Below are 22640 nucleotides of genomic sequence, written 5' to 3' on the forward strand. Positions count from 1 at the left end.
TAGGTAGTCGGGTCGCCCGGGTGATTCTCCCGGGCGACCCGAACCGCTTAGTCGGCCGAGTGGAGCTGAAGCCGTTCCCGGAGCAGGTTCTTCTGCACCTTGCCGGTCTGGTTGCGCGACAGTTCGGGCAGGAGTTCCAGGCGGGATGGCTGGCACCATTCGCTCATGCCGAGCCCGCCGAGCCAGTCGCGCAGGCCCTCCAGGGTGGGCGTCCGCTCCCCCGGTACGACGACCGCGCAGGCGAGCTCGCCGCCGTGGCCGTCCGGGTAGCCGACCAGGGCGACATCCCGTACGTCGGGGTGGTCCAGCAGTGCCGACTCGACGTCACTGACCGGGATCATGATGATGCCGATCCGGTCTTCGGCCCGGCCGTGCAGCCGGATGCCGCCGTGGCCGTCCGGTGCCGCGAGGTCACCGGTGTCGTACCAGCCGTCGTTGCGCTCGGCGAGCACGGTCAGTCGACCGTCGTCCCGGCCCCAGGTGGCCAGGCACAGCGAAGGGCTGCGGACGAAGAGACGTCCGGGTCGGTCGTCGCTGACCGGGTGGTCGGCCCGCAGGTCGATCTCGTGGCCCGGGGCGCAGCGCCCGACGGTGAGGTCGGCCAGGTCCGGGTGTTCTCCGTGGCGGGTGAAGGTGTTGGCGCCCTCAGTCATGCCCCAGCCCACATCCAGCGGGATTCCGAAGGTCTCGGTCACCCGTCTGAACAGCGGCTGCGGGACCGTGGTGCCTCCTGCCCGGATGAGCCGCACGGTGGGCAGTCGTAGCGACGTGCGTTCCATCGCGTCGATCAGCGTGGAGAGGAAGACTGGGACGATGACCATCCAGCTGACGTGGGCCTGGGCCAGGAAGGGTATGACGGCCTCCGGCTCCCAGAGGTCCGTCATGACCGCGCAGGCCCCGCGGTGCAGCGGCATGAAGATCCCCATGGTGAGGCCGACGATGTGCGTCGCCGCGTTCGGTGAGTAGACGCGGCTGTCGGGGCCGATGCCGTCGGCGGTCGCGAGGGGGGCGTACCAGGCGTACGAGGTGTTGAGGGTGTGCAGCACAGCCTTCGGCTCGCCGGAGGTACCGGAGGTGAACAGCACCAAGGAGACCCGGTCCGGGTCCACGACGGACGGATCCGGCAGGGTGCCGTGCTCTGTGTGCTCGAAGTACTCGCGGAAGTCGAGTTCCCCGTCGTCCCCGTAGTCCCCGTCGTGCTCGTCTGCGGGTGGCTCGCCGAGCACCACACGGTGGCGCAGTGCGGGCAGCCGGGGTGCCATCTCGGCCAGCGCCGCGGCGTGCTCGAAGTTGTCCCACCGATCGATGGTCACGCAGACGACGGCATCCAGCCGGCGGAGCATCCGCTCCAGCTCACGGGGGCGGAACGCGCACATGATCGGCGCGGCGACGGCCCCGATCCGGGCGCAGGCCAGTAGCAGCGGTCCGACCTGCCAGCGGTTCGGCAACTGCATCGCGACGACCTGACCGCTGCGCACCCCCAGCGCGTGCAACGCGCCGGCGAAGCGGTCCACATACTCGGCGTACTGCGCGTAGCTCAGCTGCAGGAGGCCCCGGCCGCCCTCCGACACGAGAAGGGCGGGGGCGTCGGGAGTCTCGGCATGCCATCGCGCCAGGTCGTCCAGGATGCTGCCGGCGCGCCAGAGGTCCTCCTTGCGGTACCGCTCCACGGTGGTGGCGGATGGGCGCAACGTGGTGATCGGGTTCACGACTTCACTTCCAATAGGATCAATCGTGCAACTTTGTGACGTTGTTCTGTTTTATGCCGTCAGGGCAGCTCTTAGTGCCCCATTCCGGCGCCTCCGTCGACCGGGATCACGGCGCCGCGTACATAACCGGCACCGGCCAGGAACGCCACCGCGTCGGCGACCTCGTCGGGGTGGGCCGGCCGTCCGGCCGGGGTCTGCCGCAGCAGCTCTTGGCGCTGCTCCTCGGTGAGCGCACGGGTCATGTCCGTCTCGGTCAGGCCGGGAGCCACCACGTTGCAGGTGATGTCCCGGGGGCCGAGTTCGCGGGTCAGCGACCGTGCGAAGCCGACCAGCCCAGCCTTCGCCGCCGCGTAGTTGGTCTGCCCGGCGGCGCCGTGCAGTGCCGATGTGGAGGAGATCAGCACGATACGGCCGTGGCGTTCCCGGAGCATTCCGCGCACCGCGCGCTGGGCGACGCGGAAGGCTCCGGCGAGGTTGGTGTCGATGACGGAGGTGAAGTCCGCCTCGCTCATCCGTACCAGCAGCCGGTCCTGGGTGGTGCCCGCGTTGGCGACCAGGACGCTGACCGGACCGTGGGCCGACTCGGCCCCCTTGAAGGCCTGGTCCACCTGCTGACTGTCCGTCACATCGCAGCGCACGGAAAGAAAGCCCTCGTCGCTGGGCGGTGCCGCGCTGCGGTAGGTCACCGTGACCAGGTCCCCGGCCGCCACGAAGCGGCGGGCTATGGCCAGCCCGATCCCCCTGTTTCCCCCGGTCACCAGGACCGAGCGGGGCGTTGCCTGAATCATCGTGCCTTCGCTCATCGGACGCCCCCGTTGTCTCCGTGCTCCCCGTATCTGCGCAGCGCCCGGTCGACCAGCGCGTCGGCCGCGCCCGTGTAGCGGGCCGGGTCGAGTAGTTCCGACAGCTCGGCGGGGGTGAAACGGGCCGACAGTTCGGGGTGGCCGGACAGCACCTCGCCGATCGTCCGCCCCGTGTCGGCCGCCTCGACCGAGGCGGCCGACAGCAGCTTCTTCGCGTGCGCCTTGCCGAGCATCGGGGCGAGTACGACCGCCAGTCGTTCGGTGACGATCGCTCCGCCGGTCAGTTCGAGGTTGGCCAGCATGCGTTCCGGGTGGACGATCAGACCCTCCGCCAGCTCCACCGCCGTGTGCGCCGCGCCACCGGCCAGCCGCAGTGCCTCCCGCAAGGGCTGCCACTCGGCGTGCCAGGCCCCGGCGGGGCGTTCGTCCTCGGCCAGCAGACTCTGGGCCAACACCAGGGCGTAGGCGGGGACTTGGCGGGCTGCCGACACGATCAGGGTGGCTAGGGCCGGGTTGCGCTTCTGCGGCATCGCCGACGAGGCGCCGCGGCCCGCAGCCGCCGGCTCGGACAGCTCGCCGATCTCCGTACGGGACAGTGTCTGCACGTCCAGTGCGAACTTGCCGAGCGCCCCGGTGACCAGCTGAAGCACCGCGCCCAGTTCGGCGATCGGCGTGCGTACGGTGTGCCACGGCAGCGTCGGCTCCGCCAGCCCGAGGGCCTTCGCGAAGGGGGCCAGCAACTCGATTCCACCCTCGCTCCCAGCGGATGACCTTCCCGACCTTCCCGCCCCGCCGTCCAAGGTCGCGTACTCGCGATACGCGGCCAACGTGCCTGCCGCGCCGCCCAGTTGGGCGGGGAGCTCACTGGCTACCGCCCGTACTCGGGTCAGGGCGTCCATGACGAGCTGGAGCCAGGCCGCCGCCTTCAGGCCGAGGGACGTGGGTACCGCGTGCTGGGCCAGAGTGCGGGCCGCCAGGACGGTGTGGCGGTGGGTGTCCGCCAGTGCGGCCAGGGCGGTGGCGGTGCGTTCGAGGTCGGTGGCGATCAGGTTGAGTACGCGGCGGGCGATCAGCATGGCCGCCGAGTCCAGGATGTCCTGGCTGGTCGAACCCCGGTGTACGTACTCGGCGGCGGCCGGGTCCTTCGCGGCGACCACCTCGGTGAAGGCGGCGACCAGGGCGACCACCGGGTTGGCGGCGCCTCGGGCCGCGTGCGCCAGGGCGACCAGGTCCAGGCGGTCCGCGTGGGCCTGGGAGGCGATCGACGCCAGCGCTGCGGCGGGTGTCAGGCCGACCTCGAACTGGGCTTGGGACAAGGCCACTTCCGCGTCGAGCATGGCCTGGAGCCAGGCCTCGTCGGTCACTTCGGCCGCTGCGGGCGTGCCCGCCCATGTGGGTGCGAGCAGCCCCGCGTCTGTGCCGACGGACGCGGGGGCCATCCTGCCGTTCATGCTCATCGACTCATCGACTCCCTGCGCCGGATACCTGACCTGCCATCAACTGCCTTGGAAACAGCGGCAGTTCACGCCTACTCACTCCATCTCCCAGTCCCAGTACCGCCCGCGCTATCGCGTCCGAGTCCTCCAGTGTCACCGAGCCCACGCCTGGTCTGATGCCTACCGCCGTCACCCAGCGAACCCCCTCCGTCGGCACCCCGAACGCGAACCGGCGAGGATGCGCTCGCCCCGACTTGTCCAGTAGTCGGGGCGCGCCGTCGCTCACCGCCATCCCGCCCGTCTCGTGGCCGCCCGGCCGGTACGGGACGCACCCGCCCTCCGCCAGCAGCCCCCGCAGCAGCGGATCGGCGCTGCGCCGCAGGTCGATGTCGGGCAGCCGCGCCTCGACAAGCGTCCTCACCAGCACCGGCGGCTGAGACACGCCCTCCGCGTCCACGAGGAAACCGGGCCCCGGGAGACCGCCGTCACCGTCCGTCGGACACACCCGCATCCCCGGACCGACCACATGCAGCACCTCCGCCTCGATCAGCGCGATCAGCTGCTCGATCCGGAACGCGGGCGGGCCGATCGAGGTGAACGCGTTCAACGGCGTGTACCAGCCGTCCAGTTCGGCCCGGTACGACTCACCGGACACCCCTCCGTGATCGACCACCAGCCGGACCTCGTTGCGCAGGTCCCGCAACGCGTCCAGTGCTGCCTTCAGCGGCCCGTTCACATTGCCGAGACGGGCGGCGGCGACGTCCTGCCGCAGGTATGCGAGGAGCCAGTGCCGGAAGTCGGCGCGGTCGGTGAAGTGCCGTTCACCGTACGGGCGTTCAACGCGCTGCCAGTCCCAGCGCTCGTCCGGCGGTACGTCGTACCGGTCGAGGAGGACCGACTCGTCGTCGCGGCCCGCGAAGCAGGACTGTACGAACTCCGCCGCCGCCCAAGGGCCCTGGGCGGCCCGGAGCCACGCCTCGTAGTAGACGGTCCGGACCTCGCGGTCGATCAGCGGCCAGATGTCTGCACGGAAGCCGACCGGCCGTCGCCGCAGTCCCGCGATGACCTCCGGGGTCAGGAACCGGGGGTGGTGGCGGCCCAGCGCGCCCTTCTCGTTCTCGCCGCGTGCGTGGTACGGAATTCCGCGCCGCGAACCGGCGTACAGCACCGGCTCGTTGCCGCTCGGGATGTACACGAGCCCGGCGCCCTGGCCGTCCTGGTCGCCCTGCTTGAACGTGCCGCCTCGGCCCTCGGTGAGCAGGGCCAACTGGTCGAAGAAGTTCAGCCCGAGTCCGCGCAGGGCGACCGGGGTGCCGGGGCGGATTCCGCTCAGGTCGGCGTCGGCCGGGTTGGCGGGGCACACGTAGGACACGCCGGCGCCGGCGTCTGCGGTGTGGCGGGCGGCGAAGGAGTGCAGTGCTTGTTCCTCCGGGCTCGGGGTCAACTGCCCGTGCCCCAGCGCCAGTACGACCGCATCGAGGCCCGTGAGCCGGTCGCCGTCCGCCAGGGTCACTGTCTGGTGGCCGTCCGGGGACCGATCGTCGTCCGCCAGCGCGATCGTCGTCGTCCGGTGCGTGTGGACCGCGACCTCGGGCGGTGCGGTGCGTAACAGGTGCCGCAAGACCCACGTCAGGTAGTGGCCGTGGAAGGCGCGGGTCGGGTAGGTGTCCGGGCCGAGGCGGCGGGCCTCCGCCAGGACCCGGAGCGGGTACACCCCGGGTTCCAGGGTGCGCGCCCACTCGTACAGGCTCGGGCCCGGTCCCGACGGGCCCGCGCATGGCACGCTGTCGTCGGTGAACAGGGTCACCTGGGAGGCGACCGTGTTCATCAGCAGCTCGGGCGGCTGGTCGGTGCGCCACACGGCGCCCGGGCCCGGCGGGTACGGGTCGACGAGGTGGACCACGACCGGCCGGCCGGCCTCGCCCGCGTTGGCGCAGAGCCGCTCCAGGACCGACAGCCCGCGCGGACCGGCGCCGACCACGCACACGACGACGGCATCGCGGGTGTCACCCGAATGGCTTGGTTCAGGTCCGGCTCCGGCTCTGACTCCGGACCCGGGTTCGGGTTCGGTCATTCCTGGCCCAGCCCGTCGCGCCAGCTCGGCCGCAGCGGCTTCCAGTCGAGTTCCGTACGCGCCCGGGCGTTCGATGCGCCGGCCGCCGCGGTGAGCTGGTGGGCCATGAACCAGCCGAGCAGCCGGGGTGCCATCTCCGCGGGGATCGCGGGTGGCGGCGGAGCATCCAGCGCCCGGGCGTAGTGGGGCAACCACTGGGCGGCGGGGGCCGGTTCGTCGTCCGTGATGTGGAAGGCGCCGGTGGCCTCCGACTCCACGGCCGCCACCGCCGCCCCCACGGCGTCCTCCACATGCAGGAACGAGGTGACCCCGGCCCCTCCCTCGGGCAGCGGGAACTTCCCCGCCAGTACGAATTGCGCGGTCCCGCCGCCAGTACGGGCGTACATGGTGCCGGGGCCGTACAGCGTCCCGTACCGTAGCACCGCGCCGCTCAACTCCGGTGCGGCGCCCAGTACTTGTGCCTCCAGCTCGGCAACCGCCTGTACGGTGGCCGCCCAGCCGGGGTCCGGGGCGTCCACGTACAGCGGTACGTCCTCGTCGACGAGCGTGTCTGCGGTCGGCGCGGAGGCGAAGGCGATGGACTGCGCGACCAGCCGCCGGGCACCGGCCGTGAGGGCCGCCGCGACCAGGTTGGCGGTGCCCTCGGTGCGCAGTCGCGCTGTCTGGGCGAAGGCCCCCGCGGGGTCGTCGCCCATCAGTCGCAGCGCCGTCAACTGATGGACGACCACCTCAGGGCGTGCCTCCGACACGGCGGCCAGCAGCGCTTCCCGGTCGAGGACGTCGGCGACCAGGATCGCGTCCGCTTCCGGAGCGCGGGCCCGGGAGTCCTCCCGTACCAGCGCGCTCACCTGGTGGCCCCGCGCCCGCAGCGCGCCCACCAGGGGGTGGCCGACCACTCCGGTGGATCCTGCGACAAGTATCCGCACGGCGTTCAGTCCTTCGTATCGTCGTGAGTATGAGTAAGGGGGGTGCGTACGCGCATCAGCAGGCGGCATGCCTTGTCGCCGTCGCGCAGGCAGGCTTCGGCGCGGTTCTCCGTCAGAGTGACGCCGAGACCCTCGGACCAGCCCGCGTGGATGTCGGTGCACGGGCACCGGTAGCCGTCCAGTGAGCCCGCCATTCGCACCATGGTGACGGCGAAGCTCCGGCGGAGCGTCAGGACGATCAGACCCTCGTCATCGGTCGCTTCCTCGACCTCGGTGGAGGCGTTGCGCAGTTCCGGCGGGAACATCCGGTCGCCGCAGTCGTCGTACCGGCGGCGCAGTTCCTCCAGGTCCTTGTGGGTGTCGCCGGTTGCGGGAAGCGGGCCCGACAGGCGGCCGACGCGCTGTCCGACGTGCGTCGCGATCTTGCGCAGGGCCTCGGCGTTGAGCTCGTTCGCAGCCTCCTGCCCGAACCGGCTCGCCACCCCCTGGTACCAGTTCGCGTCGTGCTGCCACCACAGACGGTAGGCCTCCCCCGCCCGGGCGCGGTGGTTGACCCCGTCGTCGGCCGCCGTGCCCGTGCCCGGACTCGTGCTCATGCGCGCTCCTTGGCGGCCAGGCCGGCCTGATCGGCGGCGAACCGGTCGCGCATCACTCGTTTCAGGACCTTGCCGGTGGCGCCCTTGGCCACGTCGTCGGGCTTCATCCGCAGGGCCCGGGTCACCGGGGGGAATCCCGCGCCGGCCAGGGCCGCGTTGACCCGGTCCGTCCACGCCCGGTCGTCGCCGCTGACGGCGTTGTCATCAGCGGCGGCGTCATCGCTACCGCTGTCGTCGTGCGCGAGTTGGAGCAGCGCGTACGCCTCGGCTTCTCCGTCGCCGTCCCAGTCCGCCCGTACGCCTTCCGGGGCGACCCCGACGACGGTGCAGTCCGCGAGCTCGGGCAGCTCGCGCAGCAGCAGCTCCTCGGTGCGCGTGCTGAACAGGATCCCGTTCCGGGTCCGGACGGCGTCCGGCGCCCGATCGAGGTGGTAGAAGTTTCCCTCCTCGTCCTGGTGGGCGAGGTCTCCGGTGAGCCAGTAGCCGCCCAACCGCGATCGGTGGAACGTCAGCGAGTCGTTCCAGTACCCGGGGGTGAGTGTCGGCGACTTCAGCCCGAGGCGGCCGATTTCCCCGGGTGGCAGCGGGGTGCCGTCCTCGGCGAGTACGGCGGCCTCGGCGAAGCTGATCGGCTTGCCGACGCAGCGTGAGTACGCGGAGGTGTCCTTGGTGTGCCGGTTGTGGAAGACCGAGTAGCCGGCCTCCGACGACCCGAGCCCGTCCACGAAGACCGAGCCCTCCACCCGGGCACGGTGCAGATCCCTGCCGATCCACACATGGCTCCCGTGCTGTACCAGGGCCCGGATGTGCGCCTCGTGAGCCGCGTCGCCGGTGTTGAACCAAAGTTGCACGCTGGACAGGTCGCGATCCGTCAGGTCCTCCGCCGCCATTTCGCCGAAGGTCCCGGCGAAGGCCAGCACGGTGCTCGGCCGGAAGTCCTCGATGGCGTCCAGGACGTCCGTGCCGCGCTGGCTGGAGAGCAGCTTGATGTCCGCGCGCAGCAGCAGGCAGTACAGCAGCGTCGCCACCGCGGCGTTGTGCGCGCCCGGCAGCCCCACGAGCGTGCGCTCCATGTCGGCCCCGGTGGAGTAGCGCAGCCGGTGCAACTGTGCGTACATCAGCGTTCGGTGGGTGTGCGGCACGCCCTTGGGCATCCCGGTGGTGCCGGAGGAGTGGGAGATGATCACCGGATCGGAGGGGTGATGCCGGTACGGATAGGTCTGCGGCAGCAGCTCGCGGTGGCCCGGCCGGATGTCGGCGGCGGTCACGCGGAAGCCGAGTGCCGACGCCGACAGCACAGGGTGGTGCTCCTGGTCCGTGAAGGCACCCACCGCGCCCTGTCCGCGTACGTACTCGGCGGCGATCTCCGGTCGCAGATTGCCGTTGACGAACGACGGGATGGCGCCGAGGGCCGTCAGCGCCAGGAAGTTCACCGCGAACTCGGTGCTGGAGTAGGTGTGTACGGCGACGGGGTCGCGGGGCTTGACGCCATGGGCGGCGTACCAGCCCGCGTAGGTCTCGACGGCCTCGTGCAGTTGCCCGAGTGTGAGCACGTCGGGTCGGCTGCCGTCCGGCGCCTGCCAGGTGCCGTCCGTCCACAGCACGGGTTCGTCGGGCCGGCGGTCGTACGCCTTCAGACGGTGCAGGACATTGCCGGCGCCGAGTTCGGTGTCGGCGCAGATCCGTCCCCGCTCCTGCCTACTGATCAGCATGGTTCTCCGTCTCGTTCCTTGCGGGCCGCGCGTTCGTCAGCACGGTCGTGAGGGCGCTGGTGTGCGTGGTGAGGGTGAACGCGGCGGGGCGGCCCCCGGCGGCCGGGTCAGCTACCAACAGGTGGCTGCCGCCGTCCCTCAGCAGCCGCCGGTGGGCGGCGGCCAGCTCGAACAGGCCCTGGATGCTCCCGGGAGGTGAGGCCGTCCCGGTGTCGTCGGCGTGCGGGGCCTCGCCGTACGGTTCCGTCGACCGGACCGACACCGGCGTCTCGGCGCCGGGACGGCCGAGCAGCACCGCCGCGGCCAGGCCGGCGATCGCGGAGTGGGGCGGGGGCGGGACCGGGCGGCCGGTGTCGGCGGTCAGTTCGCGGTACGCGGCAGCCACCCTCCCCCCGGGAGCGCCCTTCTCGCTTCTCCCGCCGCCGCTCAGCTCCACTGCCAGCACCAGGACCCGGTCGAGTCCCGGGTCCTCCAGCAGCAGATCCGCCATGGCCAGCAGTTCGGCCACCGGGTCGTCGAGGGTGGAGAGGCTGAACATCTGCCCGGTGATGCCGAACTCCCGGCTCACATACCCCAATATGGAGTTGGGGGTGGCCTGCATGAACAGCATCGGGTTGTGGACCTGCCCGGAAACCATGCGCCGGCTGGCCAGATCCGCGGTGATGGTGTCACCCATCAGACTGGCCAGCGCCACGGCGGTACGTGAGCCGTCGCCGGGCCGCTCGGTCAGACACAGCCTGCTGACCTCGTAGGCCAGCGGACTGAAGGACGACTCCACGAATCCGGACGGCCTCGGCAGCGGTATGTCGTCGTCCCGCCCGGTGCCGTGGGCGGCGGTGGCGGTCGCGAGGATGCCGAGGGGCGAGCGGAGTTCCGTCTTCCCGGTCCTCACGGCCGCTCCAGGACGAGTGCGGTGTTGGCGCCGCCGAAGGCGGCGTTGATGGTGAGGGCCCGGCGCAGGTCGACCGCGCGCGGCCGGTTCGGTACGCAGTCGAGGCTGCACTCCGGGTCCGGCCGGGTGAACCCGGCGGTCGGCGGTAGCGCGCCGTCCGTCAGGGCCAGCATCGTGATCACGAACTCCACCACGCCCGCCGCTTCCAGGAGATGGCCGGTGGTGCTCTTGGTGGAGCTGACCGGTATCGACTCGGCCCGCTCCGGGAAGGCGTCCCGAAGCCCGCGCGTCTCGGCCGCGTCGTTGTACTTGGTGCCCGTGCCGTGGGCGTTGACGTAGCCGACGGCGGTCCCGTCCGGGTCCCCGGCATGCCGGAGCGCCTGTCGCACCGCGGCCGCCAGCCCTGCGCCCTGCGGGTGCGGCTGAGCGATGTGGTACGCATCCGTGGCGGCGCCCCAGCCCACCACGCTCGCCAGCGGACGGGCACCGCGGCGCCGGGCGTGCTCGGCGGACTCCAGTACGACGACCCCCACTCCGTCGCCCAGCAACAGCCCGCTGCGATCGGCACTGAACGGCCGCACCATGCCGTCCCGCGACAACGCCCGCCCGGAGTCGAACTTGCCGAAGGTCTCCTCCTCGACCAGATACCCGCCCGCACAGACGGCGACGTCGATCCGCCCGGAGGAGATCAGCCGACAGGCATGAATGATCGCGGCAGCGGACGCCACACAGGCATTGGTGAAGGCAAGCCGGGTCCCGGCCAACCCGAGCCCTTCGGCCAGCAACTCGGCAAGCTGAGCGGGCACGGCATCGGCGAAACTGTTCAATTCCGGTGCGGACAGCGCCCCGACAGGGACGCGGGGCTGTGACGTTTGCGGCTCCGCCGCGTGGGCGCGACCAGCTACAGCGGACCCGCGGCCTACGTACGACAACTCGCTCGGAACGGAATCCCTGGCCCCCCGCCAATACCGGGTAACGCTCCGGTGATCCCCGGCCACCCCCAACAGCACGGCCGCCTCCGCACCGGCGCCCAACCCAGCCATGTCCAGTGCCTCGTCACCACACCGCCGAAGCGCATCCCGCAGCACCCACCCCTCGACCGCGTCGCCACCGTCCGCACCGTCGGGCGCGGCGGCCGCCACCGCGGTCCGGTACGGCCCCGTGTCGAACCGCGTCGTGGGCGCGAACGCCGGCACCCCCGCGAACACCCCGCGCCGCAGAGCTTCCGCGCCCCCGCCGAACGCGGTCCGTACCCCGTATCCGGTCACCGTCACTTCACGTGTCATCCCGGGCGCCCCCCTTCTGGGCAGTACGCAGGTATCCGGTGAGCCGGCGGAGCGAGGTCAGTCCGGCGATGTCCTCGTCGGTGGGCTCGACGATCAGGCCGTACCGCTCCTCCACCACATGCAGCAGCCACACCAACCCGAGGGAGTCCAGAACGAGTTCGGCGTCCTCCGCGAGGTCGTCGGGCAGCCCGGGGAAGACCTTGCGGTCCGACAGGAGCTCCCGTACGGAGTCGGTGGTGATGTCGGTGCCGGCACCCGTTCCGGTGGCGCCCGTGCTCGTACTCATGCCTTCGCACCGCGTCGGACGACCTCGGCGACGAGCCCGCCGAGGGTCAGGGTGGCCAGGGGTTCGATGTCGCTGTCGGGGATCTCGACGCCGAACCGCGACTCCAGGCGCAGCGTCAGTTCGATCAGGCTCAGGGAGTCGACATCCAGCCCGCCGACGGTCACCGGGCTGTCGTCCGTGATGCCGTCGCGGCTCAGCAGGATGTTCATCTCGTCGATGACCGAGGCCAGGACGAACTCGCGGATCTCGTCTTCCAGGGTCGACGTACTCATGATCACTGTCTCCAGGGGGGAATGAGCGCCCGGTCAGGGGCGCGGGGCTGTGACATCTGCGGCTCCGCCGCGTGAGCGCGACCAGCCACACACGGCCTGTACACGAACAACAACCGGAAGCGCCCGCCTTACCCGGCGGAGCGCAACGTCGCCACCTCCCGCACCAACTTCCCGTTGGACGTACGCGGCAGCGCGTCCAGCAGCCGGATGACGCGGGGCACCTTGTAGTCGGCCAGCCGGTCCCTGCACCACCGCAACAGCTCCTCGGCGGAGGGGCGTTCAACGTCGGCCGTGACCGCGACGTACGCCTCGGTCACGTCCTCGTGGACCAGGACCGCCTGTTCGACGGCCGGGTGCTCGCGGAGTACGTTCTCCACCTCGGTGAGGTCCACCTTGAGGCCGCCGATGACGATGAGGGAATCGGCGCGCCCTTGCACCAGTACCGCGCCGGTGGCGTCCAGCGCGGCCCGGTCCCGGGTGTGGAGCCAGCCGTCGGAGTACTGGGTACCGCCCGAGTCGAAGAGGTACGGCGACTCGGTGAGGGCGACATCCAGTTCACCCCGCGCGACGCGGACCGACACTCCCGGCGCCGCCCGGCCGACCGAGGGGCCCAGCGTGCCGCCGACGTCGATGGCGACGATGCCGGTCTCCGTTGTCCCGTACGCCTCCCCGACCCCGACGCCGTACTGCTGTGCGAACCGGGCCGCGATCCGCGGGGGCATGATCTCGCCGCCCGACACCGCGACCCGCAGGTCGGGCAGCGCCGGGGGATCGGTGGCGGCGGCGAGCAGTTCGAAGTGCGTCGGCACGCCGAACAGGGCGGTGATCCGGTGCTCCAGCGCGCTCCGCAGGATGTCGCGGGCGGAGACGCGGGGCGCGAAGACGACGGAGACACCGGCGGCGAGGGAGTGCAGCAGACCGCCGATCAGACCGAAGCTGTGGGCCGTCGAACTGAGCAGCAGCAGCCGGTCGCCCTCGGCCGGCATGCCGGGGACCCCGGCGAACCGGTCGACCTCCGTGGCGAGCGACCGGGCGGTCCTGCCGATGACTTTCGGCCGTCCCGTGGAGCCCGAGCTGAACTGGACGAGGCGGTGCCCGGTGGTGGCGGGGAGGCCGGTTCTGCGCCGCTCGGTGACGACCTCGTGCTCGGACCGGAAACCGAACGTGGCCCGGACGTTGGAACCGGCGCTGACCATGAACTGCGGTCGGCAGGGTACACAGAGCGCCGCGACCTCGGGCGGTTTGAGCCGGAAGTCGAAGAGCATCACCTGCGCGCCGAGCTGCCACAGGGCGAGCAGCACCTCGACCTGCGTGAAACTGGGCGGAGTCCGCAGGCTCACGGTGGAGCCCGGCCCGATGCCGTACCCGGCGAAGACGGCGGCCTGCTTGCTCACCCGTTCCCGCAACTCGCCGCGGGTGACCGTCTCCTGCCCGTGCGTCAGATAAGGAAGCCGGTCGTCGCGCGCGTCGAACAGCCGCCCCACCAGCATGGCGAGGTCTGAGTCGAGTTCGCCCATCGAACCTCAGATCTCCTTGCAGAACTCGCCGATGGGCAGGCCCACATGGCGCTTGTTGGCGGCCAGATAGCCGAGCAACTCGTCGCCTGTCTGCAACTCGGTGACGTTGAGGACCTTCCCGCCCGGGCCGAGGACCCGTACGTGCCAGTCGTCCTGCACGGTCAGGCTGACCAGCCGGCCGTCCTCGGCGTGGGTACGGATCTCCAGCAGCGGCCGGGATTCGAGTTTCGCCCGCCCGACGACGACCCGCCGGGTGCGCCCGTCGGCGCCGACCGCGAGCAGCGCGCTGCCCGAGCCGACCTCGCTGAGGTATTGGGTGCGGTTGTCGGGGCCGAGCGTGTACGAGTGCAGGGCGCCCGCGTTGACCCGGAACGGGCGGGTCGGCATGTAGGGCAGGGGGTGGGTTTCACTGCAGCACAGCACGAACCCGGAGGAGTAGGAGCCGACGAGGATGCCCTCGTCCTCCTCGAAGTGCGAGCAGGTGTCCACGCAGACCCGGTCGCCGAGTCCGACGTGCCGGATGCTCTCCACGGTGAGTGTGGACAGCTCCAGCTGGGGCGTCGTCGCCTCCAGCAGCCGGGCCAGCGCGAACACCTCGTCGGCGCTGCGGGGCGTGAAGAGGATGCCGTCCGAGCCGCGCTCCAGCACGTCGAAGACGATGGCCGCCTCCTCCAGGCCGTCGACGACCGTCACGAGCTTGCCCTCGGCGGAATCGGCCGCGGCGAGCACGATCTCCAGCGGGATCTTGGTCGGGTCGGCGAAGTGGATGACCGTGTACGGCAGCACCATGGCGCCCGCGCACGACAGTTGGAGGGTGCGGTCGTCCCGTACGTCGATGAAACCGGAGACCGGCGTGCCACCGGCGCGGTGGGCTCCGGCGAGGGCGTCCAGCTCGTCCTGGGTGCCGAACTTCCGCAGGAGCACGTCGAATACGGTGCCGGACGGGGAACCGGCGCTCCCGGAGGGGGACTTGGCTTCCTTGTCGGGAGCCTTGGTCTCCTTCCCCTCCTTGTCGCCGGGCTTCTTCATGGCGGCCGGTGTCGGAGTCGGGCCTCCCGGGACCAGTACCCGGGTGACCGTCGGGGGCAGGGTCCCGAGCAACTCGGCGTCGGCCGCCACAACACCCGCCATCCGGGCGTGGATTGCCGCGTCCACCACCGCCTGGAGCTGCGGACGGGGGACCTCACGCAGGTCGATCCATGCGAACCTCATGCCACTCCTGCCACGATCGTCGAGTAATTAGCCATGCGCATGCCGTCAGTGTTGCTGCCGTTGCTGCCGTTGCTGCCGCCGCCACCGCCGTGCACGACCGCCGAGAGGCGGGACACCAGTGCGGCGGGCGTGGGGGAGGAGAAGATCCGGCGGCCGACGGCCAGCCCCCGGCAGCCGGTGGCCATCACGGCGGCGCCGTATTCGACGAGGTCGGAGCCGTCGGGTGGACCGCCGGCCGCGAGGACGGGGATGGGACTGTTCGCCACCACCTCGGCCATGCGCTCGATCGGCAGGGCGACGGAGGTCTTCACCATGTCGGCGCCCAGGTCCGCGGCGACGTTGGCCAGGTGGGCGAGGAGACCTGGATCGCGCGGATCCTCGATCCGGGGTCCGCGCGGGTACACCATCGCGATCAGGGGCATGCCCCACGCGTCGCAGGAGCGGGCCACCGCCCCCAGGTCGGCCAGTTGCTGCGCCTCGGTGTCGGAGCCGATGTTCACATGGACGCTGACCGCGTCCGCGCCGAGCGTCAGCGCCTCCTCGACGTCGGAGACCAGCACCTTGGCGTTGACGTCGGCGGAGCAGGAGGTGCTGGCGCTCAGATGCACCACCAGCGCGCAGCTCTTCAGGATGTCCGGCGCGAAGGAGCGGGCGCGTCCCTTGTGGACGATGATGCCGTCGGCCCCGCCGGCCACGAGTGCCCGCAGCAGGTCGTCCCATTTGTCGGCGGGGACGATCGGACCGTCCGAGACGCTGTGGTCGAGGGGGACGAACAGGTGCCGGTCGTCACCCGCGAGCGAAAGTCTTCTCAAGCGTAATTGCTTGCCGGTTTTCAGCATGGGTAATTGTGATTTCTCCGTGTCCGAAAATCGATGGTTGTAGAACGTTCAAGTTAAGCGTTCATGAGCATTCTCGCGTGACCGCCTGTTGGCAAGACGTAACCCCTGGTAAATATTTATACGGTGTGGGGCATTATTATTGACAGCGGATTGATAGGTTCCTTGGGGTTGACTGCGCCTGGGCGTACTGTTCGTGCGCTCTATGCGCGTTGGGGCGTTCTGCCCCCGCCTGTGAATGGGCCGCCTGTCGAAATTGAATTTCGACGATCAGGGTGACTCTCCTTCCTGTTCAGGATTCCGAAGTGACCCCCATGCCAGAATTACCTACATTGAACGTGTCCCCACCGCGGGCAGTGAAGGCTGAGGCGCCGACAACGCGTTCCTCTCCTCCATGGCCGCGTTCCTCACCTTCGCCGTGGCCTTCCTCTCCCGTCCCCTCGGCGTCATCCCGTTCGGCACGATCGGTGACCGGCTGGGCCGAAGACAGGCCCTGGTCGTCTCCCTGCTGCGCCGCCCGCTGATGCCGGCCGGCGCCGTCGGCAGCGTGGTGTGGGCGGTGTCCATGTGCGCCTCGCTGAGTTCACGCAACGGGCTGGTGATCACCGCCGCCTACACGGTCGGCCGGATGTTCCTCGCGCTGATGTTCTCCCCGGTGGCGGCCTTCCTCCCGGAACTGTTCCCGGCCCGGCTGCGCTACACCGGCGCCTCCGCCGCCTTCATCCTCGCCAACACCCTCGGCGGTGGCTTCGCTCCGTCGGTCCCCACCTGGCTGAACAGCCAGTGGGAATCCCCGCTGGTCCTCGGCTTCTAAGCCGGCGGCCTCTGCCTGCTGAGCCTGCTGGCGTTGCCGGAGACGCGGGAGCACGAGTTCGGCGTCTGACATCTCGCGTCCGGCGGCCCGCTGGCACAAAGGCCGGCCGCCTTCCGTCCTACGGAATGCAACCTTTCCGATCTGGGAATGCATGGGTAATAGGTATTCCCGGTTCACAATGAAATGTACTAGTGGGAACAAAGCCCTCTGTCGGTGAATCCGGCCCATCGGTGAACTGTTTCCGCAAGTAGGTCGTCACGCGTGGTTATTTGTCGGTGCCGTGCATTTCTTACGACGAGTCGTCCGTCACGACCCATGCCTTGGTCTGCACCGACGAGGGAGGCGCGAGATGCTCTCCGGGTCGCCCTCCGGGTCGCTCCAAATCAAGGGGTTGTGAATGGCTATTCGCCGTTATAAACCGCGGGCCGCGCGATACGGTTTGGTAATGAGGTGTTCTCGCCGTTGTTCGTCGTGGCGCTGTCCGTGGCGATCTGGTCGAGCAGCGCGGAGAGTTTTCCCGGCACATCGATCACGGTGCGGGCCCTACCCAACTCGGCATCCAGCCTGGCGTTTTCGGCCTTGAGCCGGGCGATCTCTTGGTCCGCGGATCTGCTTTCGGCCGACCCGCCGGGGCGGCCAGCGCCGCTTCGGCGCCCTTGTCCCGCTGTTGGCGCCAATTCGTGATCAGTGACGAGTGCAGGCCCTCGCGCCGCAGCAAGGCACCCTAGCCCCGCTTGTCGAGCCCTTCGTGCTCGGCCAGGATCCTCGCCTTGTATGCCGCCGAGTACCGGCGCTGACCGGTCGAACGGGGTTACACCTGCGGATCCGGGGTCCCGTGGTCATTGATGCCGGCCACCGTGGACACTGCTCCTTCTCCGCCCTCGACTCAATGAATCATCCAGTACGCCTGGCTCGACCTACGTTGGCAGAGAGGGCGGTGCAGCCCGAATCGAATGTCGTCAATCGCCGCGGCCGTCCTCACCCTGGAGCGGCAACGCTGAAAACGCTCACTGCGCCATGCGTCGATCATCAGCCACCGAACGGCAGGGTCCTGCCGGTCGATGTGACTGTTGAAGTTGGGGTCGCGAGCACGCGTCGCTCACCAGCCGTCGCTGCTCTGCTGTCCCGTCAGCAGAGCAGCGATCTGGACTCATAGAGAATCGTGCACCAGCTTGTTCAGCGAGCGGTGGCGAGAATGAGTGCAAAGCCGGCGTTGGTGTCTGCCCAGAGCTGATTCGTACGGAGACCCGCTTCAGTCATTTCTTCCTGGAGTCCGCCCTGGGTGAACTTTGCACTCCGCTCGGTAACCCATTCTTCTCCGCGCGCGAACTGCACTGCCAGGTCAAGGCCTCGAACCTTGACGAGCTGTTCGACTCGGCTGCGCAGCCTCATTTCGATGTGGCTTTCCGCGCTGTTCCACACCGATACGTGATCGAAGGCGTCCGGGTCGAAGTCGGCGTTCAGTTCGCGGTTCAAGACGTGCAACAGGTTTTTGTCGAACGCAGCCGTGACGCCTTGAGCGTCATCGTAGGCGGCAGTCATTTCCTGCTCGGTCTTGACCAGGTCGGCGCCGACCAGAAGGAAGTCCTCGGGACGTATGATGTCTCGGAGCCTGCGGAGGAACGGGCCACGGGCGGGTCGCCGGAAATTCCCTAGCGTGCTGCCGAGGAAGGCGATGAGTCGTGGGCCGTTCTCGGGCAGCGTCGGCAGGACGAGGGGAGCCGTGAAGTCGGCGCGGAGGGCGTGCAGGCGGATCTCCGGGTAGTCCTGGACGAGTTGGGCGCTGGCCTGATGGAGCGCGTCCGCACTGACGTCGACAGGGACGTAGTGCAGGCCGACCGGATCCAGTGCCTCGATGATCAGCTTGGACTTCGTTGAGCTCCCGGACCCGAGCTCGACAAGGCTGCGGGCTCCGGTCCGCACGGCGATGTCCTGGGCATGGAGTTGGAGCAATCCCAGTTCGGCTCGCCACAAGGGGTACTCCGGCAGCTGGGTGATCTCCTCGAAGAGCTCGCTGCCCCGGGCGTCGTAGAACCACGTGGGCGCCGTGGACTTCGGGGTGTGGGTCAGACTGTCGCTGATGTCGGCGCGCAGTGCCTTGGCGTAGTGCCCGGCGTCGAGGGTGTCGGTGTAGCCATAGGCCCGGTTGTCGGTCATGCGTGCCTCTCTTCGGTCGACGCCACATCGGCGGAGTGCCGGGATCGCAGTTTCCTTGTCGAGCGCGCAACGCCGGCAGTACCGGGCACCCTCCCCATCACCGGGCCGTTGGGCGCCCCGGGTGACCGACGGGACCGGGAAGCAGGCCGAGTTCTACCCTCACTGATCCGGCTTCTCTGCCTGGGCTTGGGCACACGGGTGGGCCTTGCGGAGCGGACAACGGACAGGATGAACGACCCACATAGCGCGGCCGTCACCCCGGCCGCGTCGTCGTAGGCCGAGACAAGGGCCGACTTGTCCTTCACGAGGTCGGTGCCGAGCGCGTCGTAGAACCACTTGGGCGGGAGCGTCTTCGGTGTGCGGGTCAGGCCGTGCAGGACGTCGGCGCGCAGCGCGGCCCCCGTGGCGTCCTCGGGCAGGGTGCGGGTGACCAGGAACGGACTCACGTACGGGGCTCCTTGCTTGGCACGGATGCCAGGTGTTCGTCGATGTCCTTGAGCGGGGTGAGCAGGACGTCCGTGCGGCTCGCGGCGAGCAGCGTGCGGTCCGGCACCTCCTGCCAGTGCGGATCGTCGTCGTACGGCTCGGACGCGACGACGGTGCGCCGGCCGGGCTCGGTCAGGTACCAGAGCGTGTCGCCCCAGGCGGTGGCGGCGATCACCTCGCCGTTGGTGAGCAGGAGGTTGAGGCGTGAGCCGGGGGCCGCCGCCGCGATGTCGAGGACCGTGTCGGCGAGGGCCTGGCCCTCCTCGTCACCGCCGCGCAGCCGGTTCAGGACCAGCGCCCAGACGAGCGCCGAGTCGCAGCGCGCCTCCATCGACAGCAGATCCGCGGCGGGCAGCGTCCGGGCGAGCGGGGCCAGGGAGCGCGGCCAGCCGGCGATCGCGCCGTTGTGGCTGAAGAGCCAGGTACCCGCCGCGAACGGCGCCGCCGCGGCCTCCCCGTCCGCGCCTGCCAGGGTCGCGTCGCGCACCGCGGCGAGCAGCGCGCCCGAGCGCACCACCCGGGTCAGGTCGGCGAAGGACGGGTCGCCCCAGACCGGCCCGGTGCGCCGGTACCGCGCGGGCACCGGGTCCCCTTCGGCGTACCAGCCGACGCCGAAACCATCGGCGTTGACGGTCCCGTAGCGTTGGCGTCTAGGTGCCCACGACTGGCGGTACAGGCTGTGTGCCGGGTCCACGAGGAGCCGTCCCAGCGGCTCCTCGGGGCCCAGGTAGGCCAGGTGACGGCACATCAGGCGTCGTCCGGGTGGGCGTCCCGAGCGGTACGGAACCCGGCGAAGATCTGCCGCCGGACCGGGTAGTCCCAGTTGCGGAACGTTCCCCGGCAGGCCACCGCGTCCACCGCGAACGAGCCGCCGCGCAGCACCTTGTGCTCCGACCCGAAGAACACCTCCGAGTACTCCCTGTACGGGAAGGCGCTGAAGCCCGGGTAGGGGAGGAGGTCGCTGGACGTCCACTCCCACACATCACCGATCAACTGCCGTACACCGAGCGGCGACTGGCCCTCCGGATAGCTGCCCGCCGGTGCCGGGCGCAGATGGCGCTGGCCGAGGTTGGCCTGCTCGGGCGTGGGGTCGGCGTCGCCCCACGGGTAGCGCGTCGAGCGGCCGGTCTCCGGGTCGTGGCGGGCGGCCTTCTCCCACTCGGGCTCGCTGGGCAGCCGCCGGCCGGCCCAGCGTGCGTACGCGTCGGCCTCGTACCAACTGACGTGCACAACCGGTTCGTTCGGCGGTACGACCTCGGTGGCGCCGAAGTGCCGTCGCAGCCACTGCCCGCCGTCGCGGCGCCAGAACAGCGGCGCCTCGATGGAATGCGCCCGGATGTGGGACCAGCCGTCCGGTGTCCACCAGCGCTGGTCGGTGTAGCCGCCGTCCGCGATGAACGCCTGGTACGCCTCGTTCGTCACCGGGGTGGTGTCGATGTGGAACGGTGGCACCAGACGCGCGTGTGCGGGCCGTTCGTTGTCCAGCGCCCACGGCTCGGTGGACGTGCCCATCGTGAACGGGCCGCCCGGCACCAGCACTTCGGAGGGCCCGGTGAACGCGTGCGCGGGCACCGGGTCCGGAGCCGTCAGGGCCACCGGGCCCCTGCGGAGCTGATGGGTGATCAGCATGGTCTCGTCGTGCTGCTGTTCGTGCTGGGCGATCATGCCGAAGGCGAAGCCGGCCTCGGTCAGCCGGTCGCCACGTCCCTGGAACGCGGTGCTCTCCAGGATGTCGAGCGCCCGCCCGCGTACCTCGGCGGCGTAGTCGCGGGCCTCGGCGGGCGGCAGCAGGGGCAGTGAGGGCCGCTCGGCGCGCGGGTGCTCGAACGCGTCGTACAGGCCGTCGATGTCGGGCCGCATCGCGTCACGGCCCGCGACCGTCCGCAGCAGCCACAGCTCTTCCTGATTGCCGATGTGTGCGAGGTCCCACACCAGTGGGGACATCAACGGCGAGTGCTGGGCGGTCAGTTCGGGGTCCTCGACGCAGGAGGTCAGGAGTGCGGTGCGCTCACGGGCCGTGAGGAGCGCGGCCAGCGCGCGCTTCCTGAGGGTCTCCGGGTCGTCGAGCGAGGTGCCGGTACCGGGGTCGGTCATCGGCGTATGTCCTTCCCGTTGAGCAGGCGTTCTGAGCCCTGTTCTGTGCCGTGTTCTGTTCTGTGTTCTGTGTTCTGGAGGGTGTCGTGAAGTGAGCCGTGGTGCGGATGACCGGTGTCGGCGGCGCGGTCGAGCAGGTCGTCGGCGGGGCAGCGGCCCCTGGCCACATAGCGGTCGGTGAAGTCCGCGACCGCTTTCCGTACCTCGGCGCTCGCGCCGATCCGGGGCAGCGCGTCGGCGGCGGCCGCGAAACAGGTGACGGCCGCCTCCCGCAGCTCGGGGTCGGCGAGGCCCGAGCGGGCGGCGGTCGTCCACAGCGGGTTGCACGGGGCGGGCAGTGAGCCGGCCCGTTCGGCGAGCGGTTTCACCGTCCGGTAGGCGGTCTCGGCGGCCTCCGGGTCGTCGAACAGCGCCGCCGTCACGGCGAGGGGCACGATCCAGCCGTCGTCGCCCGGCTGCGCGTCGATCATGCGCAACTCCAGATGGCCGCGCGGGCGCACGGGCGGGAACAGGGTCGTCTGGTGGTAGGTGAGGTCCTCCGGTCCGGGCGGTGTGTCGGACCGGGTCCACGCACGGAAACTCAGCCCCTCCGGCACGTCCCAGGGGCCGCTGGGCGCCCGTACGCACATCACCGGCGCGTCCAGGACATGCCGCGCCCACGCCGCCCGCGGATCACCGTCGAGGGACGGAGCGCTCGTGCGGCCCGGATCCATCGCGGCCCACAGGGACTGCCGGGTGGAGCGCCAGCCCGTGGGGCGCCCCTGGGCCATCGGGGAGTGGGCGAACGCGCCCACCAGCACCGCGCCCAGGTGGTGGGCCAGCCACCAGCGCCGCCCGAGACCGAGCGGGCCCGGCTCCTCGTACCCGGCGTCCAGGCAGACCTGGACGGAGGCGGAGGAACACATCATGGCGCGGCCCTCGGGGCCCGTACGGTCGAGGCATGCCTCCATGGCGTCATAGCGCGGCTCATGGAGGAAACGGGTGGGTTCGTTCCAGGGTTCCTGGCCCACTCCGCTGAGGGCGAGGCCCGCCTCACGCAGTACCGCGCGTACGGCGTCGAGGTCGGCGGAGACGGACCCGATGCACTCCATGAGAGACGCGGCGGGTGCGGAGCTGAGCTCCAGCTGGCCGCCCGGTTCGACGGTGAGCGCCGAATTCAGGGGCAGGACCCGCACTGCGGCGTAGGCCGCTTCGAGTCGTGTCGGTGGTACGGGGAGCCGCGGGGAGCGCGGCTCGTGGATGAACCATTCGAGTTCCACACCGAGGAGACGGGGCGGTCCGGTCTTGAAGCAGATACCGCGGACCAGTGCCTCCGCTTCGTCCTCGGTGACGACGGAGCGGTATGGCTCCGTACAGTCACTCACCGAATCGGACATGTCGGGATCCTCCTGAGATTCCATTCATGCCACCGGCCCGGCTTCGGATGGGCCGGGCCGACGGTCGTTCGTCCTACCCAAGACCCTCGCGCCGGTTCGCACAAGGGTGCGTATCGGCGCTTTTGGGACCGGGAAACTCTGTTGCGGCGCCGTACC

19 protein-coding genes and 2 pseudogenes are annotated in these 22640 nt (G+C 70.3%); 1 reads left to right on the forward strand and 20 read right to left on the reverse strand.

The genetic code is table 11. The annotated features are described in order from the left end of the window. Positions 1–47 precede the first annotated feature (47 nt). The 14 genes from AB0D14_RS38675 to AB0D14_RS38740 all read right to left on the reverse strand — a co-directional run bounded on the left by AB0D14_RS38675 (position 48) and on the right by AB0D14_RS38740 (position 15560). Positions 48–1709, reverse strand: coding sequence for an AMP-binding protein (locus AB0D14_RS38675; RefSeq protein WP_362788221.1), 1662 nt, complete (start codon positions 1707–1709; stop codon positions 48–50). Between the two features lie 71 nt (positions 1710–1780). Beyond that, positions 1781–2497: a 3-oxoacyl-ACP reductase FabG gene (fabG, locus tag AB0D14_RS38680; RefSeq protein ID WP_362788223.1), complete on the reverse strand. Its 717-nt coding sequence runs from the start codon at positions 2495–2497 to the stop codon at positions 1781–1783. 11 nt (positions 2498–2508) lie between these two features. Next, positions 2509–3969, reverse strand: a complete 1461-nt coding sequence (locus AB0D14_RS38685) for an adenylosuccinate lyase family protein (RefSeq protein WP_362788225.1) — start codon at positions 3967–3969, stop codon at positions 2509–2511. A gap of 4 nt (positions 3970–3973) precedes the next feature. Then, positions 3974–5929 carry an FAD/NAD(P)-binding protein gene (locus AB0D14_RS38690; protein WP_362788227.1) on the reverse strand — a complete coding sequence of 652 codons (1956 nt, stop codon included), beginning with the start codon at positions 5927–5929 and terminating at the stop codon, positions 3974–3976. Between the two features lie 89 nt (positions 5930–6018). Then, entirely contained in the window at positions 6019–6948 is a 930-nt protein-coding gene (locus AB0D14_RS38695; protein ID WP_362788229.1) for an NAD(P)-dependent oxidoreductase, read from the reverse strand. A gap of 5 nt (positions 6949–6953) precedes the next feature. After that, positions 6954–7544 (reverse strand): hypothetical protein, encoded by a 591-nt coding sequence (locus tag AB0D14_RS38700; protein WP_362788232.1) that lies wholly within the window; start codon positions 7542–7544, stop codon positions 6954–6956. Next, positions 7541–9256 carry a class I adenylate-forming enzyme family protein gene (locus AB0D14_RS38705; protein ID WP_362788235.1) on the reverse strand — a complete coding sequence of 572 codons (1716 nt, stop codon included), beginning with the start codon at positions 9254–9256 and terminating at the stop codon, positions 7541–7543. Before AB0D14_RS38705 ends, AB0D14_RS38700 begins: the two co-directional genes overlap by 4 nt. Further along, the gene (locus tag AB0D14_RS38710) at positions 9243–10148 is read right to left on the reverse strand and encodes a hypothetical protein (protein WP_362788238.1); all 906 of its coding nucleotides are present in this window, start codon (positions 10146–10148) and stop codon (positions 9243–9245) included. Before AB0D14_RS38710 ends, AB0D14_RS38705 begins: the two co-directional genes overlap by 14 nt. Further along, positions 10145–11434: a beta-ketoacyl-[acyl-carrier-protein] synthase family protein gene (locus AB0D14_RS38715; protein ID WP_362788240.1), complete on the reverse strand. Its 1290-nt coding sequence runs from the start codon at positions 11432–11434 to the stop codon at positions 10145–10147. Before AB0D14_RS38715 ends, AB0D14_RS38710 begins: the two co-directional genes overlap by 4 nt. Then, on the reverse strand, positions 11424–11720 hold the full coding sequence (locus tag AB0D14_RS38720; RefSeq protein WP_362788243.1) for an acyl carrier protein: 297 nt from the start codon (positions 11718–11720) through the stop codon (positions 11424–11426). The genes AB0D14_RS38715 and AB0D14_RS38720 overlap by 11 nt, the downstream gene beginning before the upstream one ends. Then, complete coding sequence (locus AB0D14_RS38725) at positions 11717–11992, reverse strand: phosphopantetheine-binding protein (protein WP_362788245.1); 276 nt, start codon at positions 11990–11992, stop codon at positions 11717–11719. The genes AB0D14_RS38720 and AB0D14_RS38725 overlap by 4 nt, the downstream gene beginning before the upstream one ends. Positions 11993–12120: 128 nt before the next feature. Continuing rightward, a complete protein-coding gene (locus tag AB0D14_RS38730; protein WP_362788247.1) occupies positions 12121–13509 on the reverse strand; it encodes a fatty acid--CoA ligase family protein in 1389 nt (462 codons plus the stop codon). Between the two features lie 6 nt (positions 13510–13515). Next, positions 13516–14721: a 3-dehydroquinate synthase II family protein gene (locus tag AB0D14_RS38735; protein ID WP_362788250.1), complete on the reverse strand. Its 1206-nt coding sequence runs from the start codon at positions 14719–14721 to the stop codon at positions 13516–13518. After that, positions 14718–15560 carry a 2-amino-3,7-dideoxy-D-threo-hept-6-ulosonate synthase gene (locus AB0D14_RS38740; RefSeq protein WP_362788252.1) on the reverse strand — a complete coding sequence of 281 codons (843 nt, stop codon included), beginning with the start codon at positions 15558–15560 and terminating at the stop codon, positions 14718–14720. The genes AB0D14_RS38735 and AB0D14_RS38740 overlap by 4 nt, the downstream gene beginning before the upstream one ends. A 508-nt stretch (positions 15561–16068) precedes the next feature. Here AB0D14_RS38740 and AB0D14_RS38745 point away from each other — a divergent pair. Next, positions 16069–16440: pseudogene (locus AB0D14_RS38745) on the forward strand (MFS transporter); the annotation flags it as partial. A gap of 332 nt (positions 16441–16772) precedes the next feature. Here the strand turns inward: AB0D14_RS38745 and AB0D14_RS38750 are convergent. From AB0D14_RS38750 to egtA, 6 genes and pseudogenes are all read right to left on the reverse strand, one after another. After that, positions 16773–16904, reverse strand: coding sequence for a hypothetical protein (locus AB0D14_RS38750; protein WP_362788255.1), 132 nt, complete (start codon positions 16902–16904; stop codon positions 16773–16775). A 643-nt stretch (positions 16905–17547) separates the two neighbouring features. After that, positions 17548–18528 carry an L-histidine N(alpha)-methyltransferase gene (egtD, locus tag AB0D14_RS38755; protein WP_362788258.1) on the reverse strand — a complete coding sequence of 327 codons (981 nt, stop codon included), beginning with the start codon at positions 18526–18528 and terminating at the stop codon, positions 17548–17550. 296 nt (positions 18529–18824) lie between these two features. Continuing rightward, positions 18825–19001, reverse strand: a pseudogene (locus tag AB0D14_RS38760) (L-histidine N(alpha)-methyltransferase); the annotation flags it as partial. Next, on the reverse strand, positions 18971–19762 hold the full coding sequence (gene egtC / locus AB0D14_RS38765) for an ergothioneine biosynthesis protein EgtC (RefSeq protein WP_362788260.1): 792 nt from the start codon (positions 19760–19762) through the stop codon (positions 18971–18973). The pseudogene AB0D14_RS38760 and the gene egtC, both read right to left, overlap by 31 nt. After that, positions 19762–21108, reverse strand: coding sequence for an ergothioneine biosynthesis protein EgtB (gene egtB / locus AB0D14_RS38770; RefSeq protein ID WP_362788263.1), 1347 nt, complete (start codon positions 21106–21108; stop codon positions 19762–19764). Before egtB ends, egtC begins: the two co-directional genes overlap by 1 nt. After that, positions 21105–22484, reverse strand: coding sequence for an ergothioneine biosynthesis glutamate--cysteine ligase EgtA (gene egtA / locus AB0D14_RS38775; RefSeq protein ID WP_362788265.1), 1380 nt, complete (start codon positions 22482–22484; stop codon positions 21105–21107). Before egtA ends, egtB begins: the two co-directional genes overlap by 4 nt. Positions 22485–22640 lie beyond the last annotated feature (156 nt).

Source organism: Streptomyces sp. NPDC048484 (assembly GCF_040651415.1).
Classification (GTDB): Bacteria; Actinomycetota; Actinomycetes; order Streptomycetales; family Streptomycetaceae; genus Streptomyces.